Source organism: Paenibacillus lautus NBRC 15380 (assembly GCF_004000945.1).
Lineage (GTDB): Bacteria > Bacillota > Bacilli > Paenibacillales > Paenibacillaceae > Paenibacillus_AQ > Paenibacillus_AQ lautus.
Window position 1 is genome coordinate 18,734 of record NZ_BIMF01000018.1, and the last position, 13,752, is coordinate 32,485.

Genomic DNA, 13,752 nt, shown 5'->3' on the forward strand with positions numbered 1-13,752 from the left:
TTTACTTGTTAACGAACACATGGACTCAATTTATAGACATGAATAAGCCCCCATGGATATCATGGAGGCTTATTTGCGTATATCTATTTGTCCCGGATATTAACCTTGGTTAAGCACGAATTTATCAATGACATGTTTCACGCCGTCTTCGTTATTCCCAAGCGTTACGTAATCGGCAATCGCCTTAAGCGGCTCAATCGAATTGCCCATAGCGACGCCAAGTCCGGCGGCCTCCAGCATTTCGTGATCGTTCCAGGAGTCGCCGACAGCGATGGTTTCCTTGAGATCGCAGCCAAAATGATCGGCTAGGAAGGTGAGCGCATGTCCTTTCGTGCCTTCCTTATGCATGAATTCAAGAAAATGAGGCTTGGATTTGGTAATATGCACTTCATCGCCCAGCAGCTCGCGGAATACAGGGATCAGTTCATCCAGATAGTCGGGATCGTCAATAATGAGCATTTTCGGGGTCGGTTTCTGAACCATCTTCATAAAATCAGGCTCGATATAATACGGCGTCCGGTTTAGGGCGCAGTAATCGATTAGCTTCTGGTTCTCTTCGCGGGCATACAGCTTGTCATCGATGTAGGTTTGCAGATGGAGATTATGCTCTACGCAGTATTCATACAGCTTCACGGCAGCGTCGACGGGAACGAAGCGTTCGTAGAGAACCTTTTCGTCGAGCAGATTTTTAATTAAGGCACCTTGGTAGGTGATAATAGGAACATTAAGTCCGGTTTGACGGGCAATTGCCTGAGCCGACGCATAGGCTCGTCCGGTTGCCAGTGTCACAACGACACCGTGGGCTACGGCTTGCTCAAGCGCCTGCTGGACGCCGGGGGTTACTTCCTTATCGTCGTTGATCAGGGTGTCGTCAATGTCGATCGCCATCAATTTGTAAGTTGTCATGGGTATCTCTCCTTTGGATTCTGTCTCTGTCTTTAACTCTATTGTACCTTCTGTGGCGCAGACTTCAATTCCGCAATCATCATTCCTGCCAAAATACATAGACAACCGATGCCGCCGGTGAGCGTAAGCCGCTCTCCCGCAAACAGGATTCCGGTCAGCGCGGCGAATACCGGCTCCGTTGCATAGATGATGGCCACCCTGGACGGCGTCGTATATTTTTGACAAACGGTTTGGATCCAGAAGGCGAATGCGCTGGTGGGTCCGATGGATACAACCAGTGCCCACAGCACGTTCGGTTGGGTTAGCTTGTCCATCAGGTCGGTTACATTGCCGACATGTTCGGTTAGTGCAGATGCCGCTAAGCTAAATACCCCCACGACAGCCATCTGGAGCGCCGCCAGCAGCAAAGAGGGATATCGACCGGCATAAACGCCCGTATAACCAATATGGAGCGCAAAACCGATGGCGCAGACGAATACCAGCAAATCCCCCTTATTCAAGCTCATGCCGGAACCGGCGAAGGTAAGCAGATACAGACCCGCTGCCGCAAGCAAGGCACTGATCCAGGTGAATCTGGAGATGGAGTGCTTTAACAGGGCATAGGATATGAAAGGGACCAGCACCACGGACAAGCCGGTAATAAAGCCTGTATTGGACGTGGTTGTGTACAGAAGGCCCGCGGTTTGAAAGGCGTATCCTATAAATAAAAAAAGACCCAGCAGGCAAGCATGCAGCAGCATTTTGCCGGATATTAGCTTCCACTGACTTCGGTAAAAGAGGGTGATGATCAATACAAGGAGCAGGGCCGCTCCCAAAAAGCGGACGGAATTGAAAGCCATCGGCGGGAGCACGCGGACCGCATGCTGAACGATGAGGAACGTAGATCCCCACATCATAGCCACCAGAAGCAGGCTGAGATCGGCAATTCGTGAGCGATTCACTCGGTAGTCATCCTTTCTTGAAGATGTGAAACTCCTGATGAGATTCCCGTGCATTCGTCCCGGTCGTAACCTTGGGCAAGTGATCAAATTGTATCCCATATCAGAGAATCGGACAACCATTTTTAAGCCTAACCCAAGTGGAAGGGGTAGACAAAAAGAGGATGATTTTGCTATACTATTGAACCGAACGTATATTCTCATAACCCTGGGCTATCGGACGTGAAGACCGGCAACGATCCATCGATCCCATAGTCAGCATTGAGCTTAGAAAGGAAGATTGTCATCATGATGGGCAGAGCTCATTTGATTATTAGCACAGGGGTCACGTTATCCGTCATGGGCATGAGCGGAGTGCCTGTCACATTGCCGGCTGCCGCAGTGGCTTTGGTTAGCGCACTGCTTCCCGACATCGACGAGCCCAACTCTCTGCTGGTTCGCAAAGCCATTCCTTCCGGGCTGCTGCGAATCCTTCAGCTGGCGATGATTGGCGCAGCCATCTTCGTTGTCTTCTACGGCAAGGAGTATGCCCCATGGAACATCGCCCTGGCCGGGCTGATCGGGGTTGTTTCGTACCTGCCAAGCCGGACCCTGCGCCATATTGTCATGTTCCTGATCGGTCTCGGACTGATATCCTTCGGGCAGGGCTTCAGCCCATGGAACACGATCACAGGCAGCGTGCTCATTGCAGGCTCCTTGGTGACCCACCGGGGGTTAACCCATACCGTCTATGCCGCTGCCGGATGGACGGGTCTGCTGTATTTTGCATCGCAGGGCAAGATCGGCGGGGAAAGTCTGTGGTTTGCCGGAGGTTTATCCTACTCGATTCATTTGCTCGCAGATGCACTGACCAACCGCGGAATCCGTCCGCTTCCTCCGTTCAAATGGAGAATTAAACTGAAAATCATGAGCACCGGAAGCAAATGGGGACGCACGGTAGAGAATGCATGCATTGTGTTGACGCTGGTCCTTGTTTGGTATGTGTTTATGGCCTCCTCTTGATCCGAGGTATTCCTGTTTGAAATGAAAGAGCCTCCCACCCTTATGCAAATTGCACACGGGGCGGGAGGCTTATTTAGATTTCAGCCGGATCTATTCCTCAAGAAAGATGAGGCCGATCAGATCGTCGAACTCCAGGTTGCCGAAGTAATGCTTGACGTTGATGCCGGATAGGGCCGTGCGCACCGCAGTTTCTTCATACCGTTTGCCGCGCAGCAGGTTTTCAATATCCGCCACATCGCCGACGCCGAAGAAGTCGCCGTAAATCTTGATCTCTCCGATATGCCCTTCACGGATGTCCATACGGATATCGATAATGCCCACCGGGAACTTCTTGGCATGCTTCACATTGCTTTCAGGGGATAGTCCATAGTTCCAATCCCAATTCTGGTAGCGTTCCTTCGAAATCTGGTTGATGATCTCCCAGTCCTTCTCTTGAAGGACATATTGGGGTACTTGATCAGGCTCCATACCGAAAATCGAGCGAAGCAGCTCCGCGCGGAACTGTTCAATCGTCATATCCGTACCAAGCAGCTCCTTAATGTTCGCCACGCGGCTGCGGACGGATTTGGTGCTCTTGGATTTGAATTTTTCCGGATTGGCATTCAGCGAGGCTTGTACATCATCCAGGTTCAGGTCAAACATGAGCGTGCCGTGGCTGAACATGCGTCCCCGCGTCGAGAACTGCGCGTTCCCCGAAATTTTCTTCTCGCCGACCTGCAGGTCATTCCGGCCGCTGAGCTCGGCGGGTACGCCCATCTTTTGCAGGAAGTTGATGACCGGCTGCGTGAACTTCAGGAAGTTGTGGAAGGACTGTCCGTCATCCTTCGTAATGAAGCTGAAATTCAGGTTGCCGAGATCATGGTACACAGCCCCGCCCCCGGACAACCGGCGTACAACCTGAATGTTGTTGTCACGAACGTATTCCTGGTTGATCTCTTCGATCGTATTCTGATGCTTTCCGATAATTATGGAAGGCTTGTTGATATAAAAGAGAAGGTAGCTCTCGTCCATGGACAAGTGCTTCAAGGCATATTCTTCAATCGCTAGGTTAATGGATGGATCATGGATCCCCTGATTATCGATAAATAGCATAGTATCCTCCGTCGTCACAATTCAAAATGTGGTGCTTCCAGACTATTGTAAACCAATTTTAAGACAGAGACAAAGCATTCCATGTTGACGAGTCAGGGACGGTAGCGACATAATGATGGCATTACATAACGGCAGGGCTTGCAAGAGCCAGGGCATGGAACAGGAGGAGCCCTTATGAACGACAAAAAACAACCCTTGATCGAGGTGTACGGCCACGGAGGGGACGTGGAGACGGCGGCTGCCGCATTCGGAAGGCAAGCCTCGGCTTTCCTGGATTACAGCGCCAATATTAACCCGCTCGGACCGCCGCAAGGGGTAATTACGGCCTTACAAGAGGGAATGAGTGCGGTCATTCGTTATCCGGATCCGGGACATCGCAAGTTTAAGGAGCTGCTCGCAACGGAGTTAGGCACCGATCCCCGGCGAATCTTAGTCGGCAACGGGGCGGCCGAGTGTATGGCGCTGTTGTTGATGGGCCTTACGCCAAGGACTGTGGGCGTGGTTGACCCGTGTTTTTCCGAATACCGGGAGTTGTCCTTAAAATTTGGCTCGGACATCCGCTCCGTGTGCGGACATCCGGAGCGGGACTGGCGTGCAGACAAGGCGGATGTGATGGAGCTGTTGGCTCGCACGGATCTCGTGTTTTTGGGACAGCCCAACAATCCGAACGGGGTTCAGTACAGCCTTGAGGACATCCGTGAAATAGCGGCATGCGCAGAGCAAGAAGGGACCTGGCTGGTGCTGGATGAAGCCTTTATTGACTTTATTCCGCTTGAAGACAGACAGACCCTGATGCCAGAGCTTCATGACTATCCTCGAACCGTGATTGTCCGATCGATGACCAAGTTTTATGCGATTCCGGGTTTGCGGCTCGGGTATACGGCCGCGCATCCCGATGTGATACGCAAGATGGTCGGCAAGCAGGTGACATGGAGCGTCAATGGACTGGCGCTGCTTGCAGGAGAGGCATGTCTTGGCAGCGGCAGGGACTACGAGCAGAATACGCTTCATTTGATTCGCGCAGAACGCGAGAAGCTCATACGGGGTGTACGAACGCTGGGGCTTGACGTTACGCCGGGGGAGGCCAATTTTCTACTCATGGAGCTTCCACGACCATGGAATGCCGAGATGTTTCAGTCGGAGATGGGGAGACGCGGCGTGCTTGTCCGCAGCTGCGCCATGTACCCGGGCCTCGGTGAGCGTCATATCCGGCTGGCCGTTAAACATGTCGAAGATAACGACAGGCTGCTTGCCATTATGGCGGAGGTTTTTGGGATTTCTTCTGAAGAAGAAGCAACCTAGGGTATCAAGCGGCAAATGGAGTTTGGGATCAGGCGGATTTAGATCATAGAGAGCAGGGAGAGAGAAACATGGCCGTACCTTTTCTGAAAGGCAAGAATCACTTATATCGTTCGAATGCGTGGCAAGGAGCGGTGGTGTCCCTCGAATCGGAGCAGGAACAGCCGCATATCCGCATATCGCTCCCGGAGTCGGCTGCGTCTATTAGCAGCGCCATATATGGCGGCGGATTCGTACGTTTGGATTATATCGTGAACCGTTATGTGGACCGGCATTATGATTGCAGCGACCCCGTGAACGATATGTTTAGCTTTATGGGTGCTCACGGTTATCCGGCTGAATCCACAGCTGGATTGATGACGGCGGTAAAACTGAAATATGCCTCCATCCGGGAAGAGCGGAGTGAACAAGCTTCCATCCTTTGCTGCACCACCGCCGGCGTGGGCAATGCAGCCCGCGCCGGGTCGAGCCGGACGACCTTTGCGGCTTACCAGCCGGGCACGATTAATATTATGCTGCTGATCGACGGGATGATGACGCCGGCATGCATGCTGAATGCCGTGTTGACCGCGACGGAAGCGAAGGCCGCCGCGCTGCATGACCTGGGCGTGAAGGATCATGAAACCGGAGCCGTCGCGACCGGGACGACAACGGACGCCATGGTCCTTGGGGTCAGCGGCAATACAGCCTATGGCGTAAATCACCATTATGCCGGAACCGCAACCGATCTGGGCGGCATGATCGGCCGCCTTGTCTACGAGAGTGTTACGGAAAGCATTGTCTCCGAAAGAGAGGACCGGATATGACCGTTGTGTGGGTCATTTGGGCGGCGGTTGTACTGGACCTGCTGATCGGAGATCCGAGATGGCTGCCGCATCCCGTCATTGGCATGGGGAAAGCCATCCGCCGGGTTGAAGGCTGGATTCGCCATCGGGCGACTTCCGCTCAGAGCCTGAAGCGGGCGGGCATTCTGCTGCCGGTGATCGTGGTCGGCGGCTCCTTCGTGCTGGCCTGGCTGCTGCTGTTGTTGTGTGCAGCGATTCATCCTTGGCTTGCGTGGGGGGTGGAGATCGTGCTTATTGCGACTACGATTGCCATCAAGGGGCTGCGTGAAGCAGGATTGGAGGTCTACGGCCATCTTCGCTCCGGCCATATCGCGGAGGCCAGGCGCGCGCTCAGCATGGTTGTCGGGAGAGACACCGGCCATCTGGATGAGCCGGAGATTGTGCGGGGAACGGTGGAGACGGTTGCGGAGAATATCGTGGATGCGGTCATCGCTCCGCTGTTTTTTGCCCTGATCGGGGGAGCGCCGCTGGCGATGGCCTATCGGGCCGTAAACACGCTCGACTCCATGGTCGGTTATAAAAACGAGAAATACCAGCATATCGGCTGGGCATCCGCAAGGCTGGACGATATGGCCAATTGGATACCGGCACGCCTGACCGCAGGACTGTTGACCATGGTAGCTGCGATGTTTTCGCTGCAATGGAAAAAAGCGATCAAGATGGTCAGAAGAGATGCGCGAAAGCACCCCAGTCCGAACAGCGGCTTCCCGGAATCGGCCGTTGCCGGTGCTCTGGGCATTCGTCTGGGAGGCGAGAATTCCTATCAAGGTATCATCTCGTTCCGGGCTTACATGGGGGACGCTGATCGCCCGCTTGAAGCGGAGGATATCCGGGTGACCAACCGTTTGCTGCTGGGCGTATCGGTTTTGTTTACGTTACTGGGTACCGTGGTGCTCGGACTTGTTGCCTCATCAGGAGGAAGGCTGTGGATATGAGGTTTACCCTGCATCTGGTCCGTCATGGCCGCACGCTGTGGAACGAGGAGCGCCGTTATCTCGGTCACGAGGATCAAGGGATTCTGATGGAAGGCAGACAGCAGCTCCTCCCGCTGCGGGAAAGGTTTTTTACCAGGCAGTTCGCCAGGATCTATTGCAGTGATCTCCTTCGATGCAGGCAGACGCTGAATGTTATCCTATCGGATTCAACAATGGCTGCTATTCCTGATGATGAAGTTTTGGGCAGGTTTATACCGGGTGTCGAGTATGATCCGCGCCTGCGCGAGCTTGATTTCGGAGATTGGGAAGGGGACACCTACGAGGATTTGAAGTCGGATACCTCCTATCGGCGCTGGATTGATAACCCTGCAGAAGTTACGCCGCCGAATGGGGAGAGCTGGGAAGCGTTCCGTTCCCGGGTTCAGGCATTTTTGACCGGATTGTATTTGGATTTAAAGGAACTGTTGCATGTGGAGGAAGATCCGGATACCCTTGTGCAGGCAGAGCCTGCTGGTTACGGCCTTGGAACACAGAGAGCGGGGCTTGATGTGCTTGTGGTCACCCATGGGGGCGTTATCCGGCAGATCGCCGCAGCCACCCTTCCGCATACGGAATTCTGGGAGACGCAGGTATCGCCGGGCGAGGAGCTCAAGCTGCAATTGACATGGGATGGAGAACGCTGGCAAGGCGTACGGGTAAGCGAATAAATGAAATCGTATGATATCGGTGCGGAATGGGCGATAACGGGATAAATCCGTATCATAACGCATTTGAAACGACCGAAACTTTCGGTTGTAAGAGGAGGGTTTATCGCCTATAATCTTGGGCAGAGAAACCATGCTTGGCCTATCATACATAAATTCATATTATTTGCGAGGGTCCCGGACAGAAGGCGTTATTGTCTTTCTGCCGGGTTAATAGGGAAGCCGGTGCAAGTCCGGCACGGTCCCGCCACTGTGAAGCAGGGACTTCTCCATATGCCACTGAGCCATAGCGCTTGGGAAGGCGGAGAAGTCGTTACAGCCTGCAAGTCAGGAGACCTGCCCTCGGCGAATGAATGACGGTCCTTCGAGGAGAGGATTACGTTTGCCGGCCCCATGCAGCATGTATGGGCGGAAGTTTAAGGCGCTATCTGTGAACGGTTATCCAGATGTCCTTATGTTAAAACGTAATCCCTGAGTCCTTGTTTACGAGGAGTCAGGGATTTTTGCTTCTTTTGGAGTATGACGATTGATGTTTTTCTCCCGGTAAGGATCAGTTGAAGGAATGTAGACTTGCAGCGCCAGGTTCTCAATTATGTATAGGGGGATTTCAAGAGATGAAAGCATTGAACAAAACATGGTCCGTACTTCTGGTAGCCTTACTGATGGCCCTGGCCTTGATTGGCTGTGGAGGGGAAGAAGCGGCGCCGAAGGATACAACGCCGCCTGCACAGCAGGAAGAGCAGAATAACGAAGCGCCGGCGGATTCAGGCGAAGAGCTTAAAACGACGTATCCGCTGACCGTTAAGGATTCAACCGGGGTTGAAATGACGTTTGAGAAAGCACCGGCCAAAGTTGCATCCCTGACACCGTCCGAGACGGAAAAATTGTTCGCCTTGGGCCTGGATGAGGAAATCGTTGGCGTGTCCGATAATGACGATTATCCGGAAGCGGCCAAATCCAAGCCTAAATTGGGCGGGTTTCAAGTGAATGAAGAGGCTATTATTGCAGCCGATGCCGATGTGGTATTTGCGGCTTCGATGAATGCCCAGAATGCCGAGAAATTGCGTGAGCTTGGCGTTACCCTGTTCGTCAATGATCCGAAAACCATTGATGCCGTGATGGAGAACATCGAACTGATCGGGCAAATTACCGACCGTCAAGCGGAGGCGAAAGCGGTCGTGGATCAGATGAAGCAGGAATTGGCTACCGTTACGGAAGCCGTGAAAGCCGTGAAGGATGAAGACAAGAAGAAAGTGTACGTAGAATTCTCTCCGGGATGGACTGTCGGCAAGGGCGAGTTTATGGATGAGATCATCACCTTAGCTGGCGGCGTCAACGCAGCCGGCGATGCGGAAGGCTGGTTCGAAATCAGCGAGGAAAATATTATCGCTGCGAACCCCGATGTCATTTTGTACACGGACGATGTGGTAGATGAAGCAACCAAGAAAACATTGGATCAGCTGATTAAGGAGCGCGGCGGCTGGGATCAGATCGATGCCATCAAGAATGATCAGGTCATTTCCGTGGATGCGAACCTGCTGAGCCGTCCGGGTCCCCGTGTGACGCAAGGGTTGATTGAAGTGGCGAAGGCCGTTTATCCGGAACTGATGAATCCATGAGTAAAAAACTTGCAGGATTCGGTGCGGCCGGCATACTCCTATTACTGTTAACCTTGGTTGTCAGTCTCGGAATCGGCTCCGTGCACCTGCCTGTGAGAGAGATTGGGGCGATGCTGCTGCACCGGCTGCCGGGAATCGGCGATTCCATCGTTCCGGGCTGGGAAGCTTCATCCGAGCAAATCTTAATGAAGGTGAGATTGCCGCGCATATTGCTGGGGATGCTCGTAGGAGCCTCCCTGGCCGTCGCCGGAGCCGCCTTTCAAGGGGTATTGCGAAATCCGCTGGCGGATCCGTTTACGCTCGGTGTATCCTCGGGTGCTGCGCTTGGCGCAGCATCCCTGATTTTTTTCGGGATGGAATACTCCTTTGCCGGAGGTTACACGCTGCCGCTGGTAGCGTTTATGACCGGAGCAGGCACCCTATGGGCCGTTCTGCTGTTGGCAAGGGATCAAGGAAAACTGCCGATCCACGGGCTCATTCTGTCCGGTGTGGTGATGCAGTCGTTTCTGGGCGCCGTCGTTTCCTTTTTGACGGTCATGTCCAAAGATACGGTAAACCAGATCCTGTACTGGACGATGGGGAGCCTGAGCATGCGTGGATGGTCGTATACGGCCATCCTTTTCCTGTATTTTATCGCAGGTTTTATATACTTATGGAGCAGGTCGCGGGCGCTTAATATTTTGTCGCTGGGGGAACGGCAGGCCGCCCATATGGGCTTGAATGTGGATCGGCTGAAGACCACCGTGCTCATCGTGGCTACCCTGCTTGCCGCCGCAGCCGTGTCGGTCTCCGGCGTGATTGGATTCGTGGGACTTGTGGTACCGCATATGATCCGGCTGATCACCGGCTCCGATTATCGCGTCATTGTTCCACTGTCGGCTCTGGGCGGCGCGATATTCATGGTCTGGTGCGATACGGCGGCACGGTCCGTGCTAGCACCAACGGAAATACCGCTCGGTGTGGTTACGGCATTCATAGGCGCTCCATTCTTTGCGTATTTGCTATACCGGAACAAAAAACGGCGCAGGGAGGGTTTATCATGATTACAGCTCAAGGACTTGGCAAAGCCTATGGCAAGGTGCCGATTCTTGAAGGCGTGGACCTTCATATTGCCGAAGGGGAATGGTGGGGAATTATCGGTCCGAACGGAAGCGGTAAGTCTACCCTCATGCAGGTGTTATCCGGTGTGGAGAGTCCTACGAAAGGAAGCGTGACGCTTCGGGGGAAGGCGCTTGGACACTATAATCGAAAGGCACTGGCCCGGATCGTGGCGGTGCTTCAGCAGGAAGGGCTTGATCCTACCGATTTTACCGTCCGGGAAGTGCTGGAGATGGGAAGATTCCCATTCCTGAACTGGCTTGGCCGTGAAGATAAGGATGCAGCACCGCTCATTGAGGCCATTATCCGAAAGCTGGATCTGCATGGTCTGGAGGAACGGCGGCTTACCGAGTTAAGCGGCGGTCAACGCCAGCGTGTAGCACTTGGCAAGGTAATGGTCCAGGAGCCTTCGCTGCTGATGCTGGATGAACCGACGACCTATCTGGATATCCGCTATCAGCTACAATTCATGGATATGGTGGCGGAGTGGCGGAACTCGTCCGGAATTACGGTGATCAGCGTACTGCATGATCTGAATCTGGCGGCTCAATTTTGCGATAAACTGCTGGTGCTTGATCAGGGAAAGATCGCGGGGGTTGGCAAGCCGGAGGAAGTTTTGACAGCGGCGTATATACGCCAAATCTTCCGAGTGGAGCCCTCGATTGTCGCCCATCCCGAGAATGGTGCTCCGCAGGTGCTGTTAACGGCGAATAGCACGTGGTCCTGACCGATGTTGCCGCATGTTCCGCTGGGGATGTAAGATTTAGGAACAAGATATGAGGAGGTCGTTTCATTGACGGATACAATCGTGAATCGTTTAAATCGTTTCATGGCTAACATTAAACCGCTGAGTGTGGAGGTGCAGAACGAAACAGCCGCTTATTTGGATACGCTGACGAAGCCTCCGGGCAGTCTGGGCAAGCTGGAGTCGCTAGCGATCCAATTAGCGGGGATCACAAGGAATATGAAGCCGTCGTTCACCCAAAAATCCGTCGTTGTCATGGCTGGTGATCATGGAGTCTGTGAAGAAGGAGTCAGCGCATTTCCGGCTGAGGTAACGCCCCAGATGGTCATGAACTTCCTGAATGGAGGGGCGGCTGTGAATGTGCTGGCCCGTCAGGCGGGGGCAGACGTGCATTGTGTGGACATCGGTGTTGCGATCGAGCTGAACCATGAGAAGCTGATGTCGCGGAATGTTGGCAGAGGAACCGCCAATATGGCCAAAGGGCCCGCGATGACAAAGGAAGCGGCGCTGCAGTCCATTGTAACCGGTGCTGAGGTAGCAGCCGAGTTGGTATCGCAAGGAACGCAAATGTTCGTGACCGGGGAGATGGGCATTGGGAACACGACACCGAGTGCGGCGATCTTCTCCGTTCTGTCCGGCAAACAGCCGTCTGAAGTCGTGGGAAGGGGAACCGGCGTAACCGATGAACGGCTGCTACATAAGATTCGAGTTGTGGAACAGGCTATACAAGTTAATAGACCTCATGCCGATGATCCCCTCGACGTGCTCGCCAAGGTTGGAGGTTATGAAATCGGCGGGTTGGCTGGTCTGATTCTGGGTGCGGCTGCCCATGGTTGTCCCGTTATCATTGACGGCTTCATATCCAGTGCGGCGGCGCTGGTTGCCAAATGCATCTGTCCGGATGCCCTCTCCTATATGATTGCCTCTCATGTTTCGCATGAACAGGCGCATGTTCTTCTGTTGAAAGAGCTGGGGCTGCATCCGATGCTGCAAATGGACATGCGTCTTGGCGAGGGTACAGGCGGAGTACTGTGCCTGCATCTGGTCGAGGGGGCGTGCCGGATCATGAATGAGATGGCGACGTTTGAGAGTGCCGGAATCAGCGGAGGGGCCGTATGAGCCATCGTGGAAGCGTGTTGGTAACGGGTGGGGCCAGAAGCGGGAAGAGCTCATTCGCGGAGAAGCTGTGCATGAAGCGCTCGGAGTCCGGAATGTACGTGGCGACTGCGCAAGCCTATGACGATGAGATGAGGGAACGGATCCGAATTCATCAAGACCGTCGGCATGATTCCGCCTACGGTTGGGAGACGGTCGAGGAGCCTGTCGCCCTGCCGGAACTGCTGGATACGCTGGGCCAATCGCAACCTGATGCCCCTGCGGTGGTAGTGGACTGCCTGACGCTGTGGCTTACGAACGTGCTGCTGCAAGCCGAGCCTGAAGGAAGTGCCGCAATGGAAGAAAGGCTGGGACTTCAAATCGGCAGATTGGCAAGAGCGGTGCAGGGTTATCCGGGAATGGTCATTCTGGTAACAAATGAAGTGGGGTCGGGGATTGTTCCGGAATACCCGCTAGGCCGAATATATCGCGACTGGGCAGGGATTATGAATCAGAGGCTGGCTCAGGTATGTGATGAAGTGTTTTTGGTAACTGCGGGAATTCCGATGGAAATCAAGAGCAGGGAGTATCGCATATGAGCAAGATGATCGAAGCGGCTGCGGCCGCTTTTCAATTTCTATCGAGGCTGCCGGTGCGGAGGGAAATTCCTTTTACGCCGGAAGTGCAACAACGGAGCGTCATTTTTTATCCATTGGTGGGGGCGGTTATTGGTATTATCGTTGCCGGAATGGGACTGGGCGTAAGCTTTATGCTGCCTTCCTTTCCTGCTGCCGTCATCCTGCTGGTTGTATGGGTAGCGCTGACCGGAGGGCTTCATCTCGATGGCTGGATGGACAGCGCAGATGCGCTGCTCAGCCATCGGTCGCGCGAACGGATGCTTGAAATCATGAAGGATAGCCGTGTAGGTGCGATGGGCGTCATGGCGTGTATGCTGCTGCTCCTTCTGAAAGCTTCCTTGATCATGTCTATGTGGGATTTGTCAGCCGGGGCATGGAAACAAGAGGCATGGCTGCTGGTGCTCGCTCCGGTTTGGAGTCGCTGGTTTATGGTCCATGCGATGTATCGCTGGCCGATGGCACGGGGAAGCGAGGGTCTTGCCGCTCTATTTCATGGATTGACCGCCGGCAGGAGATCGCTGGCGGGCGTAATGGCTGCTCTGATAACGCTAGTTATTGTAGGTTTCCTATGGATCACGGCAGGCGAGACTAATCTGGGGATGATTGAAATCGGAGGAATCCTTGTGATCCCATTCATAGCCTGGGCAGTTGGAAGTTTAACGGCTGAACGGATGAGCCGAAGACTTGGAGGACTGACGGGGGATACGTATGGAGCGCTCAATGAACTGATTGAGACGGTTGTGTTAATATTTGTGGTTCTCCTTTTGAAGTTTACATGATATGATAGTAGAGTGATATCAGTGGTAATCCGATCAACATAGTCGACATAATCCGCA

The 13,752-nt window shown here is 53.7% G+C and carries 14 protein-coding genes and 1 riboswitch; of the genes, 11 read left to right on the top strand and 3 right to left on the bottom strand.

What is annotated here, in order from left to right:
• Positions 1 to 99: 99 nt before the first annotated feature.
• On the bottom strand, positions 100 to 906 hold the full coding sequence (locus PLA01S_RS24595; protein ID WP_127594441.1) for a Cof-type HAD-IIB family hydrolase: 807 nt from the start codon (positions 904 to 906) through the stop codon (positions 100 to 102).
• Between the two features lie 38 nt (positions 907 to 944).
• Positions 945 to 1,847 carry a DMT family transporter gene (locus PLA01S_RS24600; protein ID WP_127594442.1) on the bottom strand — a complete coding sequence of 301 codons (903 nt, stop codon included), beginning with the start codon at positions 1,845 to 1,847 and terminating at the stop codon, positions 945 to 947.
• Positions 1,848 to 2,132: 285 nt separating this feature from the next.
• Between PLA01S_RS24600 and PLA01S_RS24605 the strand changes: the two genes are divergently transcribed.
• A complete protein-coding gene (locus PLA01S_RS24605) occupies positions 2,133 to 2,846 on the top strand; it encodes a metal-dependent hydrolase (protein ID WP_127594443.1) in 714 nt (237 codons plus the stop codon).
• A gap of 90 nt (positions 2,847 to 2,936) precedes the next feature.
• On the opposite strand, the gene lplA is transcribed toward PLA01S_RS24605, so the two are convergent.
• Entirely contained in the window at positions 2,937 to 3,938 is a 1,002-nt protein-coding gene (gene lplA / locus PLA01S_RS24610; protein ID WP_127594444.1) for a lipoate--protein ligase, read from the bottom strand.
• Positions 3,939 to 4,112: 174 nt separating this feature from the next.
• Between lplA and cobD the strand changes: the two genes are divergently transcribed.
• The 10 genes from cobD (at position 4,113) to cobS (ending at position 13,695) form a co-directional block, all read left to right on the top strand.
• Positions 4,113 to 5,240: a threonine-phosphate decarboxylase CobD gene (gene cobD / locus PLA01S_RS24615; protein WP_127594445.1), complete on the top strand. Its 1,128-nt coding sequence runs from the start codon at positions 4,113 to 4,115 to the stop codon at positions 5,238 to 5,240.
• A gap of 68 nt (positions 5,241 to 5,308) precedes the next feature.
• Positions 5,309 to 6,043, top strand: a complete 735-nt coding sequence (locus PLA01S_RS24620; protein WP_127594446.1) for an adenosylcobinamide amidohydrolase — start codon at positions 5,309 to 5,311, stop codon at positions 6,041 to 6,043.
• Entirely contained in the window at positions 6,040 to 7,017 is a 978-nt protein-coding gene (cbiB, locus tag PLA01S_RS24625) for an adenosylcobinamide-phosphate synthase CbiB (protein WP_127594447.1), read from the top strand. The genes PLA01S_RS24620 and cbiB overlap by 4 nt, the downstream gene beginning before the upstream one ends.
• Positions 7,014 to 7,724, top strand: coding sequence for a histidine phosphatase family protein (locus PLA01S_RS24630; protein WP_246059817.1), 711 nt, complete (start codon positions 7,014 to 7,016; stop codon positions 7,722 to 7,724). Before cbiB ends, PLA01S_RS24630 begins: the two co-directional genes overlap by 4 nt.
• A 152-nt stretch (positions 7,725 to 7,876) precedes the next feature.
• A riboswitch (cobalamin riboswitch) is annotated at positions 7,877 to 8,079 on the top strand.
• A gap of 256 nt (positions 8,080 to 8,335) precedes the next feature.
• Positions 8,336 to 9,340, top strand: a complete 1,005-nt coding sequence (locus PLA01S_RS24635) for an ABC transporter substrate-binding protein (protein ID WP_127594449.1) — start codon at positions 8,336 to 8,338, stop codon at positions 9,338 to 9,340.
• Positions 9,337 to 10,383, top strand: coding sequence for a FecCD family ABC transporter permease (locus PLA01S_RS24640; protein WP_127594450.1), 1,047 nt, complete (start codon positions 9,337 to 9,339; stop codon positions 10,381 to 10,383). Before PLA01S_RS24635 ends, PLA01S_RS24640 begins: the two co-directional genes overlap by 4 nt.
• Positions 10,380 to 11,165, top strand: a complete 786-nt coding sequence (locus PLA01S_RS24645) for an ABC transporter ATP-binding protein (RefSeq protein ID WP_127594451.1) — start codon at positions 10,380 to 10,382, stop codon at positions 11,163 to 11,165. The genes PLA01S_RS24640 and PLA01S_RS24645 overlap by 4 nt, the downstream gene beginning before the upstream one ends.
• A gap of 66 nt (positions 11,166 to 11,231) precedes the next feature.
• On the top strand, positions 11,232 to 12,302 hold the full coding sequence (cobT, locus tag PLA01S_RS24650) for a nicotinate-nucleotide--dimethylbenzimidazole phosphoribosyltransferase (RefSeq protein ID WP_127594452.1): 1,071 nt from the start codon (positions 11,232 to 11,234) through the stop codon (positions 12,300 to 12,302).
• The gene (gene cobU, locus PLA01S_RS24655) at positions 12,299 to 12,877 is read left to right on the top strand and encodes a bifunctional adenosylcobinamide kinase/adenosylcobinamide-phosphate guanylyltransferase (protein ID WP_127594453.1); all 579 of its coding nucleotides are present in this window, start codon (positions 12,299 to 12,301) and stop codon (positions 12,875 to 12,877) included. The genes cobT and cobU overlap by 4 nt, the downstream gene beginning before the upstream one ends.
• Complete coding sequence (cobS, locus tag PLA01S_RS24660; RefSeq protein WP_127594454.1) at positions 12,874 to 13,695, top strand: adenosylcobinamide-GDP ribazoletransferase; 822 nt, start codon at positions 12,874 to 12,876, stop codon at positions 13,693 to 13,695. Before cobU ends, cobS begins: the two co-directional genes overlap by 4 nt.
• The last annotated feature ends 57 nt before the right edge of the window (positions 13,696 to 13,752 follow it).